The organism is Bacillus sp. AR8-1 (assembly GCF_008042345.1).
Lineage (GTDB): Bacteria > Bacillota > Bacilli > Bacillales > Bacillaceae_G > Bacillus_A > Bacillus_A cereus.
Window position 1 is genome coordinate 1 of sequence record NZ_QNUB01000003.1, and the last position, 24,324, is coordinate 24,324.

Sequence of the window (24,324 nt, forward strand, 5' to 3'; positions counted from 1 at the left end):
TTCAGTTTTCAAAGAACTACGTTGTCGCTCACAAGCGACTTTATCAATATAACATTTTGTTATATTTTCGTCAACAACTTTTTTCAATAAGTTGTTTTTCGTTTGTTTTGCTTGTTACCTTTCGTGGCAACGGATATAAATATACCAGTTTAATTATTAAAATGCAATAGTTTTTCTAATAAAATTTTTAACTTAGTAAAAAAGTATAAAAACAGCACATTTCTTCTATATAAATATAATTTCTCGCACCATCAAGATCTATTATACCCACGCAACTCATACTCAAATAAAAAAAACTTTGGAGAAATCTCCAAAGCTTAGTCTTGTTTATGACGCATAGCAGGGAATAATAATACATCACGAATAGATGGTGCATTTGTTAATAACATAACTAGACGATCAATACCGATTCCTAATCCACCCGTAGGAGGCATACCGTACTCAAGAGCTTCGATATAATCATCATCCATCATGTGAGCTTCGTCATTACCTTGCTCACGCTCTTTTAATTGAGCTTCAAAACGTTCTTTTTGATCAATTGGATCGTTTAACTCAGTGAATGCATTTGCATGTTCACGTGCAACGATAAATAACTCGAAACGATCTGTGAATCGTGGATCTTCGTCATTCTTTTTCGCAAGTGGCGAAATTTCTACCGGATGACCGTAAATAAATGTTGGTTGAATTAATTTATCTTCTACTTTTTGCTCGAAGAACTCATTAATGATATGACCAACTTCCATTGTATCCTTAATTTCTACATTATGTTCTTTTGCAAGCTCACGCGCTTCTTCTACACTCATCGGAGTCCAGAAATCCGCTCCAGAGTGTTGCTTAATTGCATCTACCATATGAAGACGTGTCCATTCTGGTTCTAGATTAATTTCATAATCACCATATTGGATCGTTGTTGTACCCAATACTTTTTTCGCAATATGAGCAACCATATTTTCTGTTAGTTTCATAATATCATTATAATCAGCGTACGCTTCATATAATTCAATCATCGTAAACTCAGGATTATGACGAGTTGATACACCCTCATTACGGAATACACGGCCGATCTCATAAACTTTTTCTAATCCGCCCACAATAAGACGTTTTAAATGAAGTTCAATTGCGATACGCATATATAATTCCATATCTAACGCATTATGATGCGTAGTGAAAGGACGAGCAGATGCTCCACCCGCAATCGCGTGCATCATAGGCGTTTCTACTTCAAGATAACCGTTGTCATCTAAATATCTTCTCATTTCACGAATGATTTTACTACGAGTAACAAATGTTTCACGACTTTCCATACTTGTAATTAAGTCTAAGTAACGTTGACGGTATCGTTGTTCAACATCTTTTAATCCATGGTATTTATCCGGTAATGGACGAAGAGATTTCGTTAAAAGCGTAAATCCTGTTGCTTTTACTGAAAGTTCTCCAACGTTTGTTTTGAACACTTTACCTTCAATACCTACTAAGTCACCTAAATCTGCTGTCGTAAATAACTCGTACTCTTCATCTCCAACAGTATCTTTACGAACGTAAATTTGAACTTGTCCGTGTAAATCTTGAATGTGTGCGAATCCAGCTTTTCCTTTACCGCGTTTTGTCATAATACGACCAGCGATAGAAACCGTGATTTCCTTCTCTTCTAATTCTTCTTTAGAGAATTCTCCATATAGACTTACTAAGTCGGTTGTTGAATTTGTGCGTTCAAATCGTTTACCGAACGGATCGATTCCTTGCTCACGTAAATTATGTAGCTTTTCACGACGAACAAGCAATTGGTCGTTTAATTCTTCGTGGTTCATGTTATCCATGATATTGATATCACTCCAGCTCTATTAATTTTTACAATATATACAGTATAGCATTTTCTACTCAACTAGAAAAACTGCCAGCAACTAACTGGCAGTTCTTCTTTCTTTCACGTAATTATAGGAAGTGTGTAGAAGAATGTCAATCTTCTCCGTCCTCCTTATTAACCAACGTAAATTGTTTGTTGTTTCGCCTCTACTTCTTCTACAAATGCACCTAATACATTCGCAAGGTCTTCACGCGTGTTGCAAGTATTGATACCATTACGCACACTCGCATTACCACGAACACCTTTTAAATACCAAGCCGCATGCTTTCTCATCTCTCTTACAGCAACATTTTCGTTCTTTAAATCGATAAGACGATCTAGATGCAACATACATACATCAATTTTCTCACGGACTGTTGGTTCCGGCATTAATTCACCTGTCTCTAAATACTTTACCGTACGATAAATCATCCATGGATCCCCAAGAGCTGCACGACCAATCATAACACCATCTACACCAATCTCATCAAGCATACGCTTCGCATCTTGCGGTGTTTCTACATCACCATTTCCGATAACCGGGATATTCACAGCTTGCTTTACTTGTTTAATGATATCCCAATCTGCTTTCCCTTCATACATTTGCACTCGCGTACGTCCGTGAACCGCCACAGCTTGTCCGCCAGCACGCTCAACAGCTCTAGCATTTTCTATTGCGAAAATATGTTCTTCATCCCAACCGATACGCATTTTAACCGTAACCGGCTTTTCAACAGCATCTACAACCGCTGCTACCATTTCGTATATTTTATTTGGATCTAGAAGCCACCTTGCCCCCGCATCACATTTAACGATTTTCGGTACTGGGCAACCCATATTAATATCAATAATGTCTGCTGTCGTATATTTATCTACGTATTTCGCAGCATCTACAAGCGTATCTTTCTCTCCACCGAAAATTTGTAAACTTAATGGTTTTTCTCTCTCATCAATATATAACATATCTAATGTTCTTTTGTTATTCAGTAATATTGCCTTATCACTTACCATTTCAGCACAAACTAAACCTGCACCAAATTCTTTAACTGTTAAACGGAATGCAGAGTTACACACTCCCGCCATCGGTGCTAATACAACCGGATTTTTCATCTCAATATTTGCAATCTTTAACAATCAACCTACTCCTTCCTGCACAGTCACTTTGGCATTAATTCATCTATCGAAACATTTAACGCCTTAGCAACTTCTACTACAAAATCTTGAGAAGGCGATCGATTCCCTCTCTCAACTTCACCTAAAACAGATACTGATACCCCTAATTCTTTAGCAAAACCTTCTTGCGTGTAGCCTTTTAGCTTTCGAAAAGCACGAATGCGTCTTCCCCATTTTTCTGCTTCCATACCGTTACTCCCTCTCGCCTTTTCATTTCTTCTACTTGTGAACGTGAAATGTTTTGTTTTATATCTTGATTAATCTCTAACAACGGAACGATAACAAAAGCTCTTTCGAACATCCGCGGATGCGGAACAATAAGATTCTCTGCTTCAATATTCTCTTGATTATAAAGTAAAATGTCAAGGTCGATAGTCCTCGGCCCCCACCTAATTTCCCTTTTTCTTCCTAGGTCATTTTCTACTTTTTGTGTTACTTTCAATAATTCTTGCGGTGATAAATTGGTAGAAATTTTTATAACTAAATTTAAAAAACAACTTTGGTCAGTATAGCCAACTGGATCAGTTTCATACACTGACGAAACATCATCAACTTGAATATACGGACTTTTATTTAAAAACTGAATGGCTTCAGTTAAATACGTATAACGCTCTCCAATATTTGACCCTAATGCAATGTACGCTATATTATTCATGGACGTTCTCTCGTAATTTCTACTGCTACAGCGCGATAATGGCCCGGTATCGGCGGATCTGGTTTAATCACCTTAATTGTACACCGTGAAATCCTTTTATATTGCTTTAATATATCTGCAGCAATATTTTCAGCGATACTCTCCACAAGCTTATACTTTCTATCCTCAACAACTTTTCTACATAATTCGAAAAGCTCTCCATAATTGACAGAATGCTCTAAGTCATCACTTTCCCCTGCACGCTTTAAATCCAACTCCACCGTTAAGTCAACTTTAAATCTCTGACCTAATCTATTCTCCTCTGGAAAAACACCATGATAACCATAAAATTCCATATCATGGATATAAATTTTATCCAATTACCTTACCCCCTTACCAATCATCGCATCCATCATTTTAGCCATACGCGCCATTTCTTTCACATCATGGACACGAACAAACTCACAGCCCTTTTCAATACCAAGACAAACAGTAGCTCCCGTTCCCTCAAGGCGTTCCTCTACTGGCAAATCTAATACGTGCCCAATAAAGGACTTTCTCGAAGTACCTAAGAGAACCGGATAACCTAGCACATTTAACTGTTCTAAATTACGCATCGCCTCTAAGTTCTGCTCCGGTGTTTTAGCAAAACCGATACCTGGATCTAAAATAATATTCTCATCTCGCACACCAGCATTTTTAGCAATTTTAATACTGTCATACAAATCAGCAATCATATCCGCCATTAAATTACGATAATTCATATTATCACGGTTATGCATTAAAATGATGGGTACATCATAATGGGCTGCGACTTCAGCAATTTTCGGCTCCGCCTTCGCCCCCCAAATATCATTAATAATATGAGCACCAGCCTCAATTGCTTGTTTTGCAACTTCAGCTTTATATGTATCGATAGATATAGGTAATTTTACTTCTTTTGAAACTGCTTGAATCATCGGGACGACTCGCTTTATTTCTTCTTCTACTGATACTTTAGCAAAACCTGGGCGAGTAGATTCGCCACCAATATCAATAATATGAGCACCTTCACCTTGCATTTCTTTTGCGTGACGTACCGCAGCATCTACCTCGTTGTAACTCCCACCATCAGAAAACGAATCTGGTGTTACATTTAAAATCCCCATAATTAATGTCTTTTCATTTAAATTCAATGTATATTCGCCGCAGCGTAAATCATAATCCCACTTCAAACTACACATCTCCTCTTCGTAATTCATTTCTGCTCCATAATTTCTCTCTTTGCATTCCATAAAGGTACATTAAACTTTTTGTAACCACTCCTACTTTACCCGGGAAATCCTGCGCTTCTATACGATAAAGCGGAACAATTTCTTGAATAGAGTTTGTTACGAAGACTTCATCCGCTGAAAGTAGCTCATCTTTTGTAAAGAAACCTTCCTTTACTTCTATATTTAATTCTTCAGCACTCTTTATAATAAACGCACGAGTGATACCATTTAAAATACCTGTCTCTAACGAAGGTGTATATAAAACATCACCTTTCACAAAAAATAGATTCGAAACAATACCCTCTGCAACATAACCTGCTTCAGTAAGGAAAATACCTTCCTTGCTCACAACATTTCCAATTTCACGCTTACCTAAAATATTATTTAAATAGTGATGAGACTTCAGGCGAAATGTCCCTTCCGGTGTATTTCGCACTTGTTTTAAAATAACACCTTCTTTTTCTACTACATCTCCTGGAGCTGTTAAAGGTTTTATAAAAACAATAACCGAAGGCTCTTCGTATATTTCCGTTTGTAATCCTATTTCATCTATACCTGCCGATACATTAAAACGTACATATGCATGCTTCAATTCATTCTTAGCGAGTAAATCTTTCAAAATAAGCATCACATCATTTTTTGTCATTGTCCATTTAATTTGCAATGTATCCAGCGCCTCTATTAAACGGTCATAATGATCATCCAATAAGAAAGGATGACCATTATAAATACGAAACGTTTCAAAAACTCCAAGACCATATAAATAACCATGATCATAAGGAGAAATTCTCGCTTCACTTGCTTCTACATACTGACCATTTACGTAAATTAACATAATGTCGCACTTGGACTGTATTTACGAATGAAATTCTGCAATAACTCTTTCCCATGAGAAGTCATAATAGATTCCGGATGGAATTGCACACCCTCTATCGGCAATGTCTTATGACGAAGTGCCATAATTTCCCCTTCCTCCGTCCAAGATGTTACCTCTAAGCAATCTGGTAACGTCTCTTTCTTAACAATAAGGGAATGATAGCGCGTCGCAGTAAACGGATTAGGAATATCCGAAAAAATCGTCTTTCCATCATGATGCATAAGCGAAGTTTTCCCATGCATTAATCGTTCTGCACGAACAACCTCTCCACCAAACACTTGTGCAATAGATTGATGCCCTAAACAAACTCCAAAAATCGGAATCTTCCCCGCGAAGTATTTAATAACTTCCATACTAATCCCCGCTTCATTAGGACTACATGGACCTGGAGAAATCATTAGAAAATCTGGTTTCATATTCTCGATATCTGAAATCGTCACTTCATCGTTACGTTTAACAACGAGCTCTTGTCCAAGTTCTCCAAGAAACTGCACTAAATTAAATGTAAAAGAATCATAATTATCAATCATTAATATCATTTCTCTCACCTAACCGTTTCTTCGCTACGTTCTTTTGCACGCCATAAAGCAATCGCCTTTTTTAACGACTCTTTATATTCGTTTTCCGGATTTGAATCAATTACAATTCCCGCCCCCGCTTGTACATGAGCTTTTCCATCTTTAGCAAGAAGTGTTCTAATTACAATATTCAATTCTGTATCTCCAGAATAACCAATCCAACCGATTGAACCTGTATAAATCCCTCGGCGAACAGGTTCTAATTCCTCAATAATTTCCATTGTACGTATTTTCGGGGCACCAGTAATTGTTCCACCAGGGAATACAGCCTTCACTAAATCAAAAGCATCTTTATCTTCTTCCACCTCACCACGCACATTAGAAACAATATGCATAACATGTGAGTATTTCTCAATTACCATAAATTCATCTACTTCTACAGTGCCATATTTACAAACACGCCCTAAATCATTTCTTTCTAAATCCACAAGCATTACATGCTCTGCTCTTTCTTTTTCGTTCTCAATTAATTCTCTTGCTAATTCTTCATCCTCTTGCTCATCCGCGCCTCTAGATCTCGTTCCAGCAATTGGTCTTGTACTTACTTCAGTTCCTTGTTTCTTAATTAACAACTCTGGCGATCCACTAACAATTTGAAAATCCCCAAGCTCCAGGTAACCCATATATGGAGATGGATTAATTTCACGAAGACTTGTATAAATTTCTAGTGGATGCGTTTGTAAAGTTCTTTCTTGTCTCGTCGACAAGTTTACTTGGAACACATCACCCGCCCCAATATATTCTTGAATACATTCAACTGCCTTCATAAAGCCTGTTTCTGTAAAGGCAACCGCTTCATTTTTCTTTTTAGGACGTTCAAACGGCATAGTCACTTCAGGCACTTCTGCCACCCAAAGATCCTTCCATTCATTTAAACGTTCTTCTGCTTCTGCATGCTTATCTACATAATGTGTAATAATCCACAATAGCTTTTCTTTTTGATCATAGACAAACACATCGTCAAATAATAAAAAGTATATATCGGGTATATTCAGATCATCCTCTGCAAGAGAAGGGAGTTTTTCGATATAACGGATACAATCATAACTAAAGTAGCCAATTGCACCACCTTGAAAAGGCGGGTACTCTGGATTGTAGTCTGTTTTCCATTTCTCCATATATTCTTGCATTAAATCTAATGGATTCCCTCTTTTTATTGTTTCCTTACCGCTTTCACTTATATGTAACTTTTCACCCTTCCCTTGGATTACCGCTACCGGGTTTAAACCCACTATGTTATAACGACCGCCACGTCCACTTTCCAGCAAAATATGTTGCGGCTTATCCTGAGAAAGAAATTTATATTGCTTAAAGAAATCTAACTGATATGGAATAGAAAGCGCTAAAGATTTTCTTCGTTGCATATCAACACCCCGTCTTCTTTTATCCCACCCTCTTAGATGAACCAGCTCCAACTACATAAGTTATTTATATAGAGATTGATTATACTCGAAGGCTAGTGAAAATAATTTAATTATACTACCTCTTATTTTACATGAAGTTTTCTAGTCATTCACTCTTTTCCTATTTCCAATCCAAAAAGAAAAAGCATCCTTTTTCAAGGATGCTTTTTCAATCGCATTTAATTATGATTCAAATTGATAAAGTGGTGTACTTAAATAACGTTCACCGTTACTCGGGATAATAACAAGTACCTTTTTCCCTTTACCTAACTTTTTCGCAACTTCTGTTGCTGCATAAATAACTGCGCCTGAAGAGATACCAACTAAAATACCTTCCTCTTTAGCCACTCTTCTCGCATATTCAAATGCTTGCTCTGTTTTCACTTGAATAATTTCATCATATACTTCTACATCCAACGTCTCCGGAACAAATCCCGCCCCAATTCCTTGGATTTTATGTGGACCTGGTTTCCCACCAGATAATACTGGTGAATCTGCAGGTTCTACTGCATAAATTTTAATATCTTTATACGCTTCCTTCAGCACTTCACCAGCACCAGTAATCGTTCCACCTGTACCAATACCTGCAATAAACGCATCTAATTGGTCGCCCATTTGTTCAATAATTTCTGGACCTGTTGTTAAACGGTGAATTTCTGGATTTGATTGGTTTTTGAACTGTTGTGGTATAAAGTAGCCATGCTCTTTCGCTAATTCAGTCGCTTTACGAATTGCTCCACCCATCCCTTCAGGACCTGGAGTCAATACTAATTCAGCACCGTAAGCACGTAATAAATTACGACGCTCAATACTCATTGTTTCTGGCATTACTAAAATTGCATTATATCCTTTAGCAGCCGCTACCATCGCTAAACCAATCCCTGTGTTACCACTTGTTGGCTCAATGATTGTATCGCCCTCTTTTAACAATCCCTTTTTTTCAGCATCTTCAATCATAGCTAGTGCAATACGATCTTTAACGCTACTCCCTGGATTCATAAATTCTAGTTTTAAGTATATATCTGCGCTGTCTGATTCTACGATGCGGTTCAACTTAACGATCGGCGTTTTCCCGATTAATTCTGAAACTGATTGTGCCACTCGCATTCCTGTCACTCCTAACACCGAGTATTTTTATTGGTTTTATCTATATTTAGATTTTGTCAGAAAATTCCCTGTTTGTCAATCTATTCGGAGGGTTAATCCCCTTATTACAAATTCTCAATTAAATTTGTAATATCTTCTTTAGAGAACTTGTATCGTTCATTACAGAAATGACAATGAACTTCTGTTTCTTCTTCTTCTTCACGAATTTGCTCTAACTCTGTTTTACCTAAACTAATTAACACACTCTCAATACGTTCACGTGAGCACGTACAATTAAATTGAACATCCATTGTTTCTAATACTTTTACTTTATCTTCTCCAAGGACTGCATATAGTAGCTCTTCTGGAGAAAGACCTTGTTCGATCAATGTTGATACAGGCGGGATTTTTTGCAAACGATCTTCAATGAATGAAATTGTTTCTTCCTGTGCGCCCGGCATAATTTGAAGGATAAATCCACCCGCCGCTAATACGCTGTCATCTCCATTTACAAGTACACCCACACCAACAGAAGAAGGCGTCTGCTCAGAAACTGCGAAATAATACGTGAAATCTTCCCCTAGTTCTCCCGAAACGATTGGAGATTGACCGATAAACGGCTCACGCATCCCAATATCTTTAATTACTGTTACAAACCCTTCTGTACCTACCGCTTGATATACACGTAATTTCCCTTGTTCCGTTCCTTCAAAATCAACATGTGGATTCGTTACGTAGCCACGTACATCCCCATTTGCATGAGCATCTACTAAGATAGGGCCAATCGGACCATTACCTTCTACCTTAATCGTTAACTTTTGATCACCTTTTAACATCGCACCCATCATTGTACCTGCAGTTAAAGAACGACCAAGTGCCGCCGAAGCTGTCCTCCATGTATCATGACGTCTTTGTGCCTCACTTACTGTATTCGTTGTACGTACACTATACGCACGTACTTCTCCATCAAACGCTAACGCTTTTACTAAATAATCTTTCATACTTATTTATTCACCTTTCTCATGCTGTAAATTTGCATTACGCTCATATAACATATACAAGCCTTTTAACGTTAAAAATGGATCTACAATATCAATTACATTCGATTCTTCTGAAATTAATTTCGCCAATCCACCTGTTGCAATAACTTTCGGTTCTTGTTTAGCTTCTTCTTTCATACGCTTAACAATACCTTCCACTTGTCCTACATAACCATAAAGAATACCTGATTGCATCGCACTTACTGTATTCTTCCCAACAACACTGCTCGGTTTTGTAATTTCAATACGAGGAAGTTTTGCTGCCCTACTATATAAAGCCTCTGCTGAAATCATAATTCCTGGCGTAATAACTCCACCCATATAATGCTTTTCTTCATTAATATAACAATATGTAGTAGCCGTACCAAAATCAACAATAATAAGTGGACTTCCATACAATTGGATTCCCGCTACTGCATTTACAATTCGATCTGCGCCTACTTCACGTGGATTTTCATATTTAATATTTAGCCCCGTTTTTATTCCAGGCCCTACTACAAGCGGTTTAATTTTAAAATATTTTTCACACATACGTTCTAAAGCGAACATAATTGGTGGTACGACTGAAGACACAATAATACCTTTCACATCTTCAAACGAAAGACCCTCATGATCAAGTAACTGTTTTACAAGCATTCCATATTCATCTTCTGTCTTATGACGATCTGTTTCCATGCGCCAATGCTGACGAAGTTCCCCCTCTTCAAACACGCCTAGTACAGCATTTGTGTTCCCTACATCCAATACAAAAATCATATTCTCACCACTTATCTTATTTAATCTATATTTGTGTAGTATGTATAAAACTTATAAAAACATCATATCACACATACTTATATAATCAGCTTTCCTATCCTCATCATTTTACAAAAAGATTGCTCTCTATTTCAATTTTTAATACTAGTTTTACTTAAATTACTTTATCCACTAAGCCCTTAATAGTAATTAACAAAAATCTTAACAAACAAAAAAGGAGTGACGATAGTCACTCCTTCATTTCTTACTTATCTTCTTTATCTTCATCGTCTTTCTTCATATTGATGTTTACTTTCACATCATCTGAAGATGTTGGACGCTCAGGTAATCTGCCATAATCATATAAATGATTAATTTGCTCTGCGTCTAATGTTTCTACTTCAAGTAACGTTTTCGCGATAATATCAAGCTTATCTCGTTTTTCAGTAAGAATATGTTTCGCACGAGCATAACATTCTTTAATAATTGTTTGCATTTCCACATCAATTTCATGTGCGATTGCATCACTGTAGTTTTGTTCTGAATGGAAGTCTCTTCCTAAGAATACCTGACCACCTTGTGAGCTACCAAATTGCATCGGTCCAAGCTTATCACTCATACCGAATTCCGTAACCATACGTCTTGCAATACCAGTTGCACGTTGGAAATCGTTGTGAGCACCTGTACTTGCTTCACCAAATACAATCTCCTCAGCTACTCGACCACCAAGTAAACCAGTGATTTTATCAAGTAACTCTGGCTTTGTCATGAAGTAACGATCTTCCTTCGGAAGCATTACCGCATATCCACCAGCCTGACCACGAGGGACAATTGTTACTTTATGAACGACATCAGCTTCATCAAGAACAACACCAATTACAGTATGGCCTGCTTCATGGAAAGCAACGATATTACGTTCTTTTTCAGAGATAACACGACTTTTCTTAGCTGGACCTGCAATAACACGATCCGTTGCTTCATCGATATCACTCATATCAATCTTCTTCTTATCTCGACGTGCAGCTACTAAAGCAGCTTCGTTTAATAAGTTTTCAAGATCCGCACCAGAGAATCCTGGTGTACGAGTCGCAATTGCTCTTAAATTAATATGCTCATCAAGCGGTTTATTACGCGCATGTACTTTCAGTACAGCTTCACGGCCATTTACATCTGGACGATCTACTGTAATTTGACGGTCAAAACGACCTGGACGTAATAACGCTGGGTCAAGAATGTCTGGACGGTTTGTCGCAGCAATGATAATAATACCTTCGTTTGCACCGAATCCATCCATTTCAACAAGTAACTGGTTCAATGTTTGCTCACGCTCATCATGACCACCACCAAGACCTGCGCCACGTTGACGACCTACTGCATCAATTTCATCAATGAAAATGATACAAGGAGCATTTTTCTTTGCATTTTCAAATAAATCACGTACACGTGATGCACCGACACCGACAAACATCTCTACAAAGTCAGAACCACTGATAGAGAAGAATGGAACGCCAGCCTCACCTGCAACAGCACGTGCTAATAAAGTTTTACCTGTACCTGGAGGTCCAACTAATAGGACACCCTTCGGAATACGGGCACCAACTTCAGAAAACTTACGAGGGTCTTTTAAGAATTCAACTACCTCGACAAGTTCTTGTTTCTCTTCATCCGCCCCAGCAACATCTCTGAAACGAACTTTTTTCTTTTCATCATTATATAACTTCGCCTTACTTTTCCCGAAGTTCATAACACGGCTACCGCCGCCTTGAGCCTGGTTTAATAAGAAGAAGAATAAAATGAAGATGATGACAAACGGAATGATTGAAGTAAAGAATGTTACCCAAGCACTTGTTTCTTCTGCTGGTTGATACTTAACTTCGGCACCTTTCGCTTTATCATTGATTTTCTTTTGTAATTCCTCAGTATTTGGTGCATAAGTAACAAATTGTTCTCCTTGGCTAGAGTTATTGAATTGTCCTTTTACCTCAAATACACCATTTTTCGGTTGAAGTTGCACATTACGCACTTCACCGCTTTCTAGTTTAGTAATGAATTTGTCGTAGCTAACTGATGTCGTTTTTTGTGTCGAACCATTAAAATAGCTCACGATTCCAATTACTACTAAGAATATCAGTAAATAAAAGATGGTATTACGGAAGATACGATTCATTCCTAACCTCCTCTCACGGCATAAACACTATAGTAAATCGTAACATAGAAAAACTTTCCTATACAATTGTAAAGCCTGTATTTAATTAATTTGAGTAAACGCTTGGTTTTAATACGCCTACATAAGGAAGATTACGGTACTGCTCTTTATAATCTAATCCATATCCTACTACAAATTCATGTGGAACAGTAAATCCAACATAATCCGCTTTCAGATCAACCTTACGGCCTGTTGGCTTATCTAATAATGTAACAATTTTTACAGACTTCGCTTTACGATATTTGAATAAGTCTACTAAGTAGCTTAGTGTAAGACCACTATCAATAATATCTTCGACGATTAAAATATCGCGACCTTCTACAGAAGTATCAAGATCTTTTAAAATTTTCACTTCGCCTGTTGAAACTGTAGAGTGACCATAACTAGATACAGCCATAAAATCCATTTCAAGATATGTATCTGTTCTCTTTAATAAATCCGCCATAAATGGCATTGCGCCTTTTAATACACCAATTGCAAGAGGTACTGTGTTTTTATAATCCTCTGCAATAACTGCACCTAGTTCGCGCACCTTTTCTTGTATTTGTTCTTCAGAAATTAATACTTTTTCGATATCTTGATTCATCATTTCATTATCCTCCCGGAAGACTCCTTGCTTTTGTAGTGAATAATCATATATTTACCCTTCTTTGCCATCTCTTTCGAAATTGCAAATGCAGATCGCTTCAACAAGGGTACCCAAATAATGTTCCCACTTGCATCACAAACGACCGGCCATTCTTCTCTTTTTTCTTTTGGTACTTTCGCTTCGATAAAAATAGCTTTTATCTTTTTCGTGCCATCCATACCTTGTATTGACATGCGATCTCCATTTTCCCTAGAACGAATACGAAGTGGATATGATATATCATTATACTTAGCAACAAATACTGTTTCATTCATGTTACTTGGTATATCTTCGCTCACCTCTGTTACAAATTCATCCCCGTTCAATAGTGTAATGGTCCCGGGTACTGATAAATCTTGCAAAAAAGGAGAGACAATTTCTTGTTTAAATCTAAAGCTACACTCCTCGTATGTGCGAACAATTTTCAAATCACCTGGAAAATCAAGTGAACCTGAAGGTTGTGTCCGCTTAAAAAACTCAATCACCTTGTCAATATGTATAGAAGAAAGAGAAGATGGAATCTTATATTCATAAAGATAGTTTAATATTAGTTGAATCCCTCTTCTTTGTAAAGGCATAGACATGGATTCAAAGGCAGGAATTGATAAGCTAATTTGTTTATCACTTTTTTTTGTAATTACTTTATTCATTTTCTCAAAAGCTAATTCCTGCAAATAAGCCTCATCCTCTTGCATCTGCACGCTAAATTTTTGGAATTTCTCATGCATTTGTGGATTTTCTTCTTTTAAGTGAGGAAGGACATATTTACGTAATCGATTCCTTGTATATACTTCCTTTTTATTACTCGGATCTATACGTGGAATTAAATTTAGCTTATTACAGTAATCAACAATTTCTTCCTTCGTTACCCCAAGTAACGGCCTAATTAAATATCCATTATGAAAAGGACGCTTCACTGCAATTCCTGCATATCCTTTCGGAGTACTCCCTCTTACAAGACGCATTAAAATTGTCTCGACTTGATCATCTCCATGATGTCCAAGAGCAACATATCTTGCATCATATTTCTTCATTATTCTTTCCAAAAATGCATATCTGCATTCTCTAGCAGCAACCTGTGCATTCATTCCGTATTGCTGTTGATATTGTGATACATTAATCCTTATCGTTTCACAAATAATTCCCAGTTCTTCACAAAGGTCCTGCACAAACTGTAAATCCTCATGAGATTCATCACCTCTAAACATATGATCTACATGAGCTACTACAATTTCCAACTGTTTTTCCGCTCTTTTTTCTAATAAATAATATAAAAGGGCTAACGAGTCAGGACCACCAGAAACTCCCACAACAATTGTTGAATCATTCTTTAATACATCATGCTGCTTTACAAAGTCATCTACTTTTTCAACAAATGTATCTTTCAACTTCGCAATCACCTTTCATTAAACAAGAACAGCAACGTTAGTTACCTTGTCTATAATGGTACAACTTTTACAAACATTGTGCAAAAAAAAGATATACAAAAATTACATTTTTATCTTACATCCCCCGTGTATATTCATAAAATCAATAACATTACCTTTTCCCACAAAAAAACCTAGGTATTCACCTAGGTTTTTAAAATCAAATTATAGATAAACATTCCACTTATATTTTACTGCGCCTGCATTCCTACAATCGGAATCGTAGCCCACTTCGGCATATTTTTCTTCACTTTTGCCACCACAATAGTCATATCATCATTTATATAACCATCACAAGAGCGAATCACTTCTTCCATAATGATATCAGCAATTTCTTGCGGGTCTTCGGTTTGCAATTCTTTAATTTTCCGCTTCATCCATAATTCATGATTCTCTACATGCTGCGCGCCCTCAAAAATCCCATCGCTCATCATAATAAGGATATCGCCCGTTTTTAATTGTTCACCCACCACATCAACTTCAACATCTTCGATGATTCCCATCGGCAAATTACTTGCTTCAATTTTCAAAATATTATTCGCGCGTTTAACAAAACTCGGGGTTGATCCAATCTTTAAAAACCTAGCACTCGCATCCCGCAAATCTACCATAGCTAAATCTAATGTTGTAAACATCTCTTCTGTCGTTCTCAAAGAAAGAATTGAATTGATAGACTTAATAGCTATTTCTTCATCAATACCCGATTGGAGTATTTTTTGTAATAATTTCACCGTTTCCTTACTTTCCATATGAGCTCTTTGCCCATTACCCATACCATCACTAATCGCAAGTGCGTATTTACCAACACTTAAATCCATCATCGCATAAGAGTCACCCGAAACAAACCCACCGCCTTTTGCGGCTGTAGCCAATCCTGTATCAAGAGAATACGTCTTCGCCGAACCAAATGATATTAAACTGTGGCCATTCGGATAAGAAGACTTTTCTTCATGTTTAACGACAATATTTTCTTTAAGGATATCCGAAAGCATCGGTGCAACTAACTTTTCACATTCACCATGTTCATTAGATGCAACTGGAATCAACATTTCAATATCAATACTTCCTCTATCTAAACAATAAATATCAACATGCTCTACTTCGACACCAAAATCACGGAACGCTTGCATAATCTGCTCTTCCTGCACTTGATGATTTTCACGCTCTCGTTGTATCTCCTTAGCAAAATCTTCCATAACCTTTGATACACCTAATAGTTGCTCCGCTACTATTCTACGATTTTCCTTCATTTGTTTTCGCAATTTTTGTCCCTCATAGAAGTGATCTAATTCACCCGCTACTAAATCCGTCACTTTTTTCCCTCTCACACAATGCTTATCCCACTCACGAACTAATTTACGATTATGTTGCAGGGTTCCTTCTTCCGTTTCATTCATTATTTGTTTCATATAATCGTACGTTTTATCGAAATTCACTACCCAGCATTGATCCTTTTTAAAGCACGTTTGACATGTTTTCGCAGTAATTGTACTCAAAAACAAATCTGCTTCTGTCTCTTTATCTTCTTCCTCTACATACCCATATACAGAAAAACTATTAGATAAAGCAGCAAATACATTTGCGAATTGGTTGATTTTGTTCGCTGTAACATCACGCATCCTTCTTAAATATTGTTGTTGATCTTGCGAATGCTCTTGTGTACCTGGCATAAATTTAGCAATACGATCCAAAACAAGCTTTGGCGTTAATAAGAAGATAGCAATCGCTACACCTGACTCAATTAAAGTTGTTACAATATTTGTCTGCTTGTCTACATATAATGTAATTAAGCTTGTCCCTATTAATAAACCTAAACTAACACCTAAACGCTTCCCTTCTTTTAACAACCCACCAAGTAATCCAGAAAAAGCGAGAAGGCTAAGCTGAGACAAACTAGACACATTTGCTAAACTTAATATCAATCCTGTTACGACCCCCACTGTAGATCCTGTAGCAGCACCCGCAATAAATGCAAATACTAGTACTAAATACCTTGTAAAAATATGTTGAATAGAAGCATCATATACAAACCAATCTGTTGTACCCGTTAAAACAGATGCTAGTAATATAATCAAACAAACAATTTCTTCCGTCTCTAACGCCTGTTGCTTTCCTTTCCTTTCCACTAAAAGCGGGACACTTTGTAAAAATATCATAGTTAATACGAAACTAAGCCCAGCCTCAATGGTACTAACGAGTAAATCGTACATGGTGACAGTTTGTTGCGCAAAATATACAACAACTAAGTGTGCGGTTAATGCGGAGATAAATACTTGAAATGGAACAAGTCCAACGGTTTTACGTGTAAATCTACTAAAGAAGATATTATAAATGAAGAAAGTAAAGATAGATGCAAAAGTAAAAAACAAATTATCTATCGAGACTGAAAGAGCTCCTCCCATTAGAGCTAAAAATGCTAGCGGCATCTTATCCCGCTTCATAACATAAACAGCAGCAAAAAACGGTAGTGCAAACGGTAAAATATTTGTTAATATATATGCTCTTCCCAAAAGAAAACCAATAACAACAATAATAAATCCCCATCTAAAGAAAACTTGTTCGAATTTCATTCGCAACTTACTCGTCCACTTTATTCCTCCAAGCTGACTCTCATTCATTGCCAATGCACTTGTATTCATAGTATTCCTTCCTGCTTTAGGCATATTTTTAACACCACCTGCATAGTTTAATTACTGTCATTATAAAAGATGATTGTTGGGATTTTTGTCAAAACAACAGTTTTCACTTTTATAATCGTTCGACTTTTTATTCGAAATAACTCTACAGATATACACGGTATGTAAGTTATCCTTGATTTTTTAATTAAATATTCAGAAAATATAGGGTGATTTTGTAGAAGTGTTGTATGTCTTAATCCATTTAACAAAAAAAGATCATGCAAATTTGCATGATCTTTTTAGATGACCCGTACGGGATTCGAACCCGTGTTACCGCCGTGAAAGGGCGGTGTCTTAACCACTTGACCAACGGGCCGTTAAAATAAATATAGCGGCGGAGGGGATCGAACCCCCGACCTCACGGGTATGAACCGTACGCTCTAGCCAGCTGAGCTACACCGCCATGTCGTCGTATTTAACGGACAATTAGTATCTTACATCAGATATTATTTAAAGTCAACACATCTTGAAAACTTTTTTAAAATATATTTTCACATATAAAAAAGCACCCTGAGCCATCACTCTGGGTACCTCTCTATATGTTAAAAACTAAACGGCCTTATTATCCGCGACGTGCGCCACGGCCACCACGTTTAGACTCTGTGTTACGCTTTAAAGAAGTTAAACGATCTTCGCTATCCTTTAAGAAGCGTGCCATCTTTTGCTCAAATGTTTCTTTTGGAGCTCGGTCGTTACCGCCACCACGATTATCTCTGTTGAAAGAGCGATTATTACGTTGTGGACGTCCAGAACGTTGTTGATCACCACCGCGTTGGTATTCACCGCGTGGACGATCTCCTTCTGTTTTTTCACGTTCTTTCGCTTTTTTGATAGATAAACCAATCTTTCCATCTTTTTCAACATTAATAACTTTTACTTCTACTTGGTCGCCCACTTTTAAGTGATCGTTAATATCTTTTACATAGTTATCAGCAACTTCACTAATATGAACAAGACCAGTTAAGCCTTCTGGCAGCTCCACAAAAGCCCCAAAATTTGTAATACCTGTTACTTTACCCTGTAACTTGCTGCCTACCTCGATTGACATAAAAAAAATGCTCCTCCTTAGTGGTTAAAAAGTCAAATTTTACTTTATTATATATAATCCTAAAATATAGTGTCAATAAGACATACTCTACTTCGAAACAGGAAAAATTATCTCCCCTTTACCAGAGAAGAAATAATCCCTTCTAGCAATCTTTAATACGTACTCTTCATCATTTAACTTTTGAACTTCGTCTTTTAGACTTTTTTCTTTATTCGTTAATGAATCCAGTTCTTTTTTCATGTCCTTAACTTTTGCTTCTTTTGCTTTAATGGAACTGTTTTGTTGATAAAACGTTACACTAATACTCGCAATAATTGTAAAAGTAAAGACAAGAAAAACCGCTAAACGGCGATAAAGTCGCTTCCTGTTCTCATCCGTTTGTATTATATGCTCTTTAACAGGATTTGGACTCTGTTTTTCGATTGTTCTTTGTCTCAGTTCCCTCATTTCCGAGGTCCCCCTAACTTCTTTTTTATACGCTCCCATATTTGGAAGATATGTCCCTTCAATTTTGCTATATATTGCAGGAACCCTATATGTTTCACTATAAAAAGTTTAACACGATTAGGGAGAAGTTTCCATATGAGCGAAGCAATAAATCGAACAGGCCAGAAAAAAACTTTCCATATGAAAAGTAATATCCAAATCACAATTTTCCATAACACATGTCCAATTGAAAGCAGTATACGAAATAAGAATAATATAAATGCAATAAATAGCTGCGCTATAATAATAACAGGTTTTATCATGAGTAGCTGTATAATTCGAACAAAAAAATATGTTGTTTGCATAAAAATATAGATGAGAAAATTTAACAGCTTCATGTATAGTGCTTTCAGTAAGCTTTGATATGCCGCAAAACCACATAACAATGCCAAAAACACATATATACGTAGTTCAGCTTCATTTACGAGAAGCAATACATAAAAGACGAATAATGCTTGGACAATCCAAAATAATATATCTTGTATAAATACAAGCCAACGTTTACGTTCCTGGCGCTTTAAAAAACGTTGATATGTATCTAAAGACGCTCCAATCCAAGCACCCATTCCAATCATTGAAAGCATTGTATACAACTGAATTGTTAGACTCATTTAAACAACTTACTAAAGAAACCTTTAGTTTTTTCCCCTTGATTTTCATCAATATACAGCATCTCATTAACTTTCCCTTTAATCGACACAATACCTTTTTCTACATCTAAATTTTTCATTTGTAAATTTTGACCACGAATCGTTAAAAAACCCATTACGGTCTCTAGCAAAAACTCTTCGCTATCAAAACTCTCTACCTGCTTCACACCGGTAATATCAATTATACGCCTGCCACGCATAATAATGTCATGTTCTACAGAAACATTTTGTTGATTAGAAGACGTAGGTGAGTAACCATTATTCACGTAAATCCCCCCATAGGTTTTTACTAGCTAATAGTAATGTATGAGGGGATACATGATTTTAGAACAAGCCTTCTTCCGCTTTTACTTTTTCTTCACGAACTAAGCTATACATATTTGCTGCATCTTCTTTTTTAGTTGTTTCTTTCAATTCATTTATTTTTACAGTCACTATTTTTTGACCAAAACGAATTGTTAATTCATCAGCTACTTTCACATCAGAACTCGCTTTTGCCACTTGACCATTAATAGATATTCTTCCTTGATCAGCTACTTCTTTCGCTAATGTTCTTCTTTTAATTAAACGTGACACTTTTAAAAACTTATCTAGACGCATATCAAATCCCCCTATTAACGCTCTGTTTGTTTCGCTTCTTCCCATAAAACATCTAACTGTTCTAATGATAAATCTTCCATCTCTTTATTCATTTCAGCTACTTTTGCCTCCATGTATAAAAAACGACCAGTAAATTTCTCATTAGTTGAACGTAACGCCTCTTCTGGATCTATTTTGTAATGACGGGCTATATTAACAAATGCAAATAGTAAATCACCAAACTCACCTAGCATCTTTTCCTCATCCATGTTTGTAACTTCTTGTTGGAACTCTTGCCATTCTTCCAAAGCTTTCTCTATCATCGGCTGCACATCAACCCAATCAAATCCAACCTTACCAGCTTTCTTCTGAATTTCAAAGGCGCGTAGTAACTGCGGCAAACTTTTAGGAACGCCATTTAAAACAGATTCTTTCACGAATCCTTTTTCTTGTTTTTTAATTTCTTCCCAATTGGCAATCACTTCATCCGCATTGTTTACATCCGTATTTCCAAATACATGTGGATGACGACGAACCATTTTTTCAGATAGAGTTCGAATGATATCATCTATAGAGAACCAACCTTCATCTTCTCCGATTTGAGCATGAAGCATAACTTGTAATAATATATCACCTAATTCTTCTACTAAGTGATCATCATCCTCTTCATCAATTGCTTCCAACACCTCATAAGCTTCCTCAATTAAATATTTCTTTAATGATTGATGCGTTTGCTTTTTATCCCACGGACAACCATTTGGACCACGCAGGTCTGCAATAATTTCTCTAAGAACATCAAACTGTTGATACAAGGACGCACGCTCCTGAACAGGTGGCACGTACACACTTGTTAAATTATTCAATTCCGTTTCATGATCTAACATGTACAACGGTACCTTCTTTACTTGTTCAAATGAAGTTCCTGCAGCTGTTACGATATACACTTCATAATCATCTGGCAACATCTCCATTAATGTTAATTTCACATCAGATGCAACGAATGCATCATATACTTGGCAAAAGATTAAATGTTGACGTAATTCTAATTGCCCTCTTTCAAATGATGTAGCATCAAGTAATTGAAATCCTTCAATCGGATCAATTTTTAGGCTTGCAAACATAGGATCAAGGAAACTTTGTCCACCCTCAATTCGCACTTCAACATTTGAAACGTCTCCTTTTTCCAACAATAGCTGAACTGTTCTTTCTGCTACAAGTGGATGCCCCGGAACCGCATAGATAATTTCTGTACCTTCAGCTTGTTCTAGCAATTTATTCGCAATTGTTTCATATACAATTTCAAACGTATCATGTGCTTCATATACAGCATCAAAAGCCGTATATTGTATGCCTTCTTTCTCCAATTCTTCTATAACTGGATGTTCCTTCGTTCTAACAAACAGATGATCTGCTTCTTTTATTTTTCGATATACACCCATCGTTAGCTGATCTAATTCACCAGCACCTAAACCTAAAACAGTAATGATTCCACTCACAACCTGTCACCTCTATCCACTCTTCTTCAATGAACCTTCTTTTTTCTCTTGTTTCATAACAGTTCCTAATTCTTTTTTTGTAAATACACGTAATTTTAAAATAAAAAACATATATGTCAATCCGCCGATGGCTACACCTAACAACGCTTCAAGCGTCGCGCTCGCTCTATGTTCCGTATCAATTACTAATCCAGACATCTGCAACACACGCGTGAACATCATTAATACAAACCCCATACAGATACCACTAATTACTACACCTAACATATTTCGCTTATTGATAAGTGACCCTGATACAGCTCTCATAAGCAACAAACTATTTAGTCCAGAAATTATGATTAACGCACATAAAGTCGCTAAGGCTGCCCCTTTCACACCAAAATAAGGCATGAATATATAATTTAACGCTAACTTTAAGCAACCTCCAAATACAACAAATAATGCTGGCTTAAATGTTTGTCCCAACCCTTGTAAAATAGAAGCCGTCGTAATTGACAATGAACTAAATAAAATAGATAAAGATAAAATAGATAAAACATCTGATCCATCACTATTTTCAAACAACATAATATTCGTAGGTTGAATAATACAAGTTAGTCCAATAGCTGCTGCAAATCCAATAACAAATGTTATTTTCATTGCTAACTTTACCTTTTCTTGAATAAAGGAAAGATCTCCTCTTTCTTTCGCCGCTGTAATAATTGGAATAAGTGATAACGAGAAAGAAGTCGTCACAACAGTACCTAATTGCATTAGCGGAATACTTCTATCATAAACACCCTTTAATACTTTTGCACTTTCAGTCTGTTCTCCCGCACCAATAAGTAAAGTGTACAAGGACATTGAATCAGCCATCTGTATAAAAATAAGCACTAAATTACTAACACAAATCGCTAACCCCTGCCAAAAAAGGATTTTAATTATCTTCCTTTTACCCTTAATTCTCGCTACACGTTTAAAAAATATGGAACGAAAATCTCGACGCATATACAACATAAGTACAATAATCCCAATAAGTCCACCCGCAATTGAGCCTAACATAGCCCCTGCACCAACTGTATATAAATCAAATCCGTGAGCAATTAGGAATAGCGATAAAAATACAATAATAGAAACTCGAATTGTTTGTTCTATTACTTGCGAAACAGCCGTTGGCATCATATTATTGAACCCTTGAAAATACCCTCTTGCTACAGACAAAAACGGCATCAATAAGAACGAAAATGAAATAACACGTAGCAACTTATCTAAGTGCATATCGCCCATAGCTATCGCGATTGTTTCGGCCCCAAAAAACAATGTAAAGAAACCTATAAAACCAATTCCTAATAAAAACCAAAAAGATACACAAATAATTTCTTCTGCTTCTCTCTGTTTTCCCCACTCTAGTCGTTCTGCAACCATTTTTGAAATGATAACAGGAAACCCATAAGTAGCTAAAATTAAACAAAATCCATAAAACGGGTAAATTTGTTGGTAAATATAAAAACCAATATCCCCTGCTATATTTTGATATGGAATACGGTAAAAAGCGCTTAATACTTTTGTAACAAAACTTGCAATCGTTAATATAATAGCCCCACGCCAAAAGGCTTGATACTTCTTCGCTTCCATACAAGAAAACTCCTTTTTCTATTCTCACCTCTCGTATTATATCATAAAGAAAAGTACAAAATCCCTTACCACCACGGGTAATACTAGGTCCCTACACGTTAAAAATATTCAACGAAAAAAGGTAGCAAAGCGCTACCTTCATTCAATATACATATATCTCCAAATAATTGATTTCTCAAAAAGAAAGATCATAATTAGGAAAGATTGCTGCTTCTAAAATCAATATACCCTTACTGTTCCATTTGTTTCGCTAAGAAACTGGCAGCAGTATTAACCGCTTTATGCTCGATTTCGCTTATAATAGCTTCTTTTGAAAAAATAATGACGGCTCCAATTGGGTCTCCGTTTGCAACAATCGGTCCAACTGTATAAGAATGAACCTTTTCTGTTACACCATCGATAATGGAAATATCACTTTCGTCCGTCATAATAACAGACTTTCTTTCTTCCATCGTTTTTTCGATTAGATCGCCAACACTTTTATTTAAGTATTCTTTTTTCGATACGCCTGACACTGCGATGATAGAATCTCGGTCACAGACAAGCACATTATGTCCTAAGCTGTCATATAAAGCCTCAGCATATTCCTTTGCAAAATCACCTAGTTCACTAATTGGAGAATACTTCTTTAAAATTACTTCTCCATCGCGATCAACAAATATTTCTAGTGGGTCTCCTTCTCGAATACGTAAAGTTCTACGAATTTCCTTTGGGATTACTACCCTGCCTAAATCATCAATTCGACGTACGATTCCAGTTGCTTTCATTCTAATGCTGCCTCACTTTCTACTGATGATCAAAGTGGTGAATTTACCTGTTCATGTAAAAATCACCAACTGTTAGACATAGTATTTTACACATTAGTTCTTCTATGCACGTCGAATTGTATT

At 36.6% G+C, this 24,324-nt stretch carries 24 protein-coding genes and 2 tRNA genes; all 26 read right to left on the reverse strand.

Annotated elements, in window-relative coordinates; translation table 11 throughout:
• Positions 1-317: 317 nt before the first annotated feature.
• Positions 318-1,817, reverse strand: coding sequence for a lysine--tRNA ligase (gene lysS, locus DN400_RS00850; RefSeq protein ID WP_000369686.1), 1,500 nt, complete (start codon positions 1,815-1,817; stop codon positions 318-320).
• 161 nt (positions 1,818-1,978) lie between these two features.
• Positions 1,979-2,977, reverse strand: coding sequence for a tRNA dihydrouridine synthase DusB (dusB, locus tag DN400_RS00855; protein WP_098013899.1), 999 nt, complete (start codon positions 2,975-2,977; stop codon positions 1,979-1,981).
• Between the two features lie 23 nt (positions 2,978-3,000).
• Entirely contained in the window at positions 3,001-3,204 is a 204-nt protein-coding gene (locus DN400_RS00860) for a helix-turn-helix domain-containing protein (protein ID WP_000387030.1), read from the reverse strand.
• Positions 3,156-3,671 (reverse strand): 2-amino-4-hydroxy-6-hydroxymethyldihydropteridine diphosphokinase, encoded by a 516-nt coding sequence (gene folK, locus DN400_RS00865; RefSeq protein ID WP_001059456.1) that lies wholly within the window; start codon positions 3,669-3,671, stop codon positions 3,156-3,158. Before folK ends, DN400_RS00860 begins: the two co-directional genes overlap by 49 nt.
• Positions 3,668-4,030, reverse strand: a complete 363-nt coding sequence (folB, locus tag DN400_RS00870) for a dihydroneopterin aldolase (RefSeq protein ID WP_000358069.1) — start codon at positions 4,028-4,030, stop codon at positions 3,668-3,670. The genes folK and folB overlap by 4 nt, the downstream gene beginning before the upstream one ends.
• Complete coding sequence (gene folP, locus DN400_RS00875) at positions 4,031-4,891, reverse strand: dihydropteroate synthase (RefSeq protein WP_002103948.1); 861 nt, start codon at positions 4,889-4,891, stop codon at positions 4,031-4,033.
• Positions 4,866-5,738 carry an aminodeoxychorismate lyase gene (gene pabC, locus DN400_RS00880; protein WP_016513295.1) on the reverse strand — a complete coding sequence of 291 codons (873 nt, stop codon included), beginning with the start codon at positions 5,736-5,738 and terminating at the stop codon, positions 4,866-4,868. The genes folP and pabC overlap by 26 nt, the downstream gene beginning before the upstream one ends.
• Positions 5,732-6,319, reverse strand: coding sequence for an aminodeoxychorismate/anthranilate synthase component II (pabA, locus tag DN400_RS00885; protein ID WP_000602297.1), 588 nt, complete (start codon positions 6,317-6,319; stop codon positions 5,732-5,734). The genes pabC and pabA overlap by 7 nt, the downstream gene beginning before the upstream one ends.
• A gap of 5 nt (positions 6,320-6,324) precedes the next feature.
• Complete coding sequence (gene pabB / locus DN400_RS00890; RefSeq protein ID WP_016513294.1) at positions 6,325-7,722, reverse strand: aminodeoxychorismate synthase component I; 1,398 nt, start codon at positions 7,720-7,722, stop codon at positions 6,325-6,327.
• Between the two features lie 222 nt (positions 7,723-7,944).
• Entirely contained in the window at positions 7,945-8,868 is a 924-nt protein-coding gene (gene cysK, locus DN400_RS00895; RefSeq protein WP_001261712.1) for a cysteine synthase A, read from the reverse strand.
• A 104-nt stretch (positions 8,869-8,972) separates the two neighbouring features.
• Positions 8,973-9,848: a redox-regulated molecular chaperone HslO gene (gene hslO, locus DN400_RS00900; RefSeq protein WP_000656367.1), complete on the reverse strand. Its 876-nt coding sequence runs from the start codon at positions 9,846-9,848 to the stop codon at positions 8,973-8,975.
• A gap of 6 nt (positions 9,849-9,854) precedes the next feature.
• Entirely contained in the window at positions 9,855-10,643 is a 789-nt protein-coding gene (locus DN400_RS00905) for a type III pantothenate kinase (RefSeq protein WP_000578365.1), read from the reverse strand.
• Positions 10,644-10,887: 244 nt separating this feature from the next.
• The gene (gene ftsH / locus DN400_RS00910) at positions 10,888-12,789 is read right to left on the reverse strand and encodes an ATP-dependent zinc metalloprotease FtsH (RefSeq protein WP_001079669.1); all 1,902 of its coding nucleotides are present in this window, start codon (positions 12,787-12,789) and stop codon (positions 10,888-10,890) included.
• A gap of 85 nt (positions 12,790-12,874) precedes the next feature.
• Positions 12,875-13,417 carry a hypoxanthine phosphoribosyltransferase gene (gene hpt / locus DN400_RS00915; protein WP_000981846.1) on the reverse strand — a complete coding sequence of 181 codons (543 nt, stop codon included), beginning with the start codon at positions 13,415-13,417 and terminating at the stop codon, positions 12,875-12,877.
• On the reverse strand, positions 13,414-14,844 hold the full coding sequence (tilS, locus tag DN400_RS00920; RefSeq protein WP_000655457.1) for a tRNA lysidine(34) synthetase TilS: 1,431 nt from the start codon (positions 14,842-14,844) through the stop codon (positions 13,414-13,416). The genes hpt and tilS overlap by 4 nt, the downstream gene beginning before the upstream one ends.
• A 230-nt stretch (positions 14,845-15,074) precedes the next feature.
• The gene (gene spoIIE / locus DN400_RS00925; RefSeq protein ID WP_001123550.1) at positions 15,075-17,546 is read right to left on the reverse strand and encodes a stage II sporulation protein E; all 2,472 of its coding nucleotides are present in this window, start codon (positions 17,544-17,546) and stop codon (positions 15,075-15,077) included.
• Positions 17,547-17,805: 259 nt separating this feature from the next.
• Positions 17,806-17,877: transfer RNA gene (locus DN400_RS00930), tRNA-Glu, on the reverse strand.
• 13 nt (positions 17,878-17,890) lie between these two features.
• Positions 17,891-17,964: transfer RNA gene (locus DN400_RS00935), tRNA-Met, on the reverse strand.
• A gap of 159 nt (positions 17,965-18,123) precedes the next feature.
• On the reverse strand, positions 18,124-18,609 hold the full coding sequence (locus DN400_RS00940) for a S1 domain-containing RNA-binding protein (RefSeq protein ID WP_000021451.1): 486 nt from the start codon (positions 18,607-18,609) through the stop codon (positions 18,124-18,126).
• Between the two features lie 87 nt (positions 18,610-18,696).
• Positions 18,697-19,056, reverse strand: coding sequence for a cell division protein DivIC (gene divIC / locus DN400_RS00945; RefSeq protein WP_001208739.1), 360 nt, complete (start codon positions 19,054-19,056; stop codon positions 18,697-18,699).
• Positions 19,053-19,706, reverse strand: coding sequence for a spore cortex biosynthesis protein YabQ (yabQ, locus tag DN400_RS00950; protein ID WP_000059781.1), 654 nt, complete (start codon positions 19,704-19,706; stop codon positions 19,053-19,055). Before yabQ ends, divIC begins: the two co-directional genes overlap by 4 nt.
• A complete protein-coding gene (gene yabP / locus DN400_RS00955; protein ID WP_001059104.1) occupies positions 19,703-20,011 on the reverse strand; it encodes a sporulation protein YabP in 309 nt (102 codons plus the stop codon). Before yabP ends, yabQ begins: the two co-directional genes overlap by 4 nt.
• Positions 20,012-20,069: 58 nt before the next feature.
• On the reverse strand, positions 20,070-20,345 hold the full coding sequence (locus tag DN400_RS00960) for an RNA-binding S4 domain-containing protein (protein ID WP_001234876.1): 276 nt from the start codon (positions 20,343-20,345) through the stop codon (positions 20,070-20,072).
• Positions 20,346-20,359: 14 nt separating this feature from the next.
• Positions 20,360-21,820: a bifunctional methyltransferase/pyrophosphohydrolase YabN gene (yabN, locus tag DN400_RS00965; protein WP_000014278.1), complete on the reverse strand. Its 1,461-nt coding sequence runs from the start codon at positions 21,818-21,820 to the stop codon at positions 20,360-20,362.
• 12 nt (positions 21,821-21,832) lie between these two features.
• On the reverse strand, positions 21,833-23,434 hold the full coding sequence (locus DN400_RS00970) for a putative polysaccharide biosynthesis protein (RefSeq protein WP_000387596.1): 1,602 nt from the start codon (positions 23,432-23,434) through the stop codon (positions 21,833-21,835).
• A gap of 230 nt (positions 23,435-23,664) precedes the next feature.
• On the reverse strand, positions 23,665-24,201 hold the full coding sequence (gene spoVT / locus DN400_RS00975; RefSeq protein WP_000648306.1) for a stage V sporulation protein T: 537 nt from the start codon (positions 24,199-24,201) through the stop codon (positions 23,665-23,667).
• Between the last annotated feature and the right edge of the window lie 123 nt (positions 24,202-24,324).

Bases quoted from the DNA above. Each gene is read 5' to 3' on its own strand.
- DN400_RS00905 (WP_000578365.1), bottom strand. From the start codon at position 10,643: ATGATTTTTGTATTGGATGTAGGGAACACAAATGCTGTACTAGGCGTG.
- DN400_RS00860 (WP_000387030.1), bottom strand. From the start codon at position 3,204: ATGGAAGCAGAAAAATGGGGAAGACGCATTCGTGCTTTTCGAAAGCTA.
- pabC (WP_016513295.1), bottom strand. From the start codon at position 5,738: ATGTTAATTTACGTAAATGGTCAGTATGTAGAAGCAAGTGAAGCGAGA.
- divIC (WP_001208739.1), bottom strand. From the start codon at position 19,056: ATGAGGGAACTGAGACAAAGAACAATCGAAAAACAGAGTCCAAATCCT.
- hpt (WP_000981846.1), bottom strand. From the start codon at position 13,417: ATGATGAATCAAGATATCGAAAAAGTATTAATTTCTGAAGAACAAATA.
- DN400_RS00940 (WP_000021451.1), bottom strand. From the start codon at position 18,609: ATGTCAATCGAGGTAGGCAGCAAGTTACAGGGTAAAGTAACAGGTATT.
- ftsH (WP_001079669.1), bottom strand. From the start codon at position 12,789: ATGAATCGTATCTTCCGTAATACCATCTTTTATTTACTGATATTCTTA.
- folP (WP_002103948.1), bottom strand. From the start codon at position 4,891: ATGAATTACGAAGAGGAGATGTGTAGTTTGAAGTGGGATTATGATTTA.
- pabA (WP_000602297.1), bottom strand. From the start codon at position 6,319: ATGATATTAATGATTGATAATTATGATTCTTTTACATTTAATTTAGTG.
- spoIIE (WP_001123550.1), bottom strand. From the start codon at position 17,546: ATGCCTAAAGCAGGAAGGAATACTATGAATACAAGTGCATTGGCAATG.
- spoVT (WP_000648306.1), bottom strand. From the start codon at position 24,201: ATGAAAGCAACTGGAATCGTACGTCGAATTGATGATTTAGGCAGGGTA.
- pabB (WP_016513294.1), bottom strand. From the start codon at position 7,722: ATGCAACGAAGAAAATCTTTAGCGCTTTCTATTCCATATCAGTTAGAT.
- DN400_RS00960 (WP_001234876.1), bottom strand. From the start codon at position 20,345: ATGCGTCTAGATAAGTTTTTAAAAGTGTCACGTTTAATTAAAAGAAGA.
- yabQ (WP_000059781.1), bottom strand. From the start codon at position 19,706: ATGAGTCTAACAATTCAGTTGTATACAATGCTTTCAATGATTGGAATG.
- hslO (WP_000656367.1), bottom strand. From the start codon at position 9,848: ATGAAAGATTATTTAGTAAAAGCGTTAGCGTTTGATGGAGAAGTACGT.
- lysS (WP_000369686.1), bottom strand. From the start codon at position 1,817: ATGGATAACATGAACCACGAAGAATTAAACGACCAATTGCTTGTTCGT.
- DN400_RS00970 (WP_000387596.1), bottom strand. From the start codon at position 23,434: ATGGAAGCGAAGAAGTATCAAGCCTTTTGGCGTGGGGCTATTATATTA.
- cysK (WP_001261712.1), bottom strand. From the start codon at position 8,868: ATGCGAGTGGCACAATCAGTTTCAGAATTAATCGGGAAAACGCCGATC.
- folK (WP_001059456.1), bottom strand. From the start codon at position 3,671: ATGAATAATATAGCGTACATTGCATTAGGGTCAAATATTGGAGAGCGT.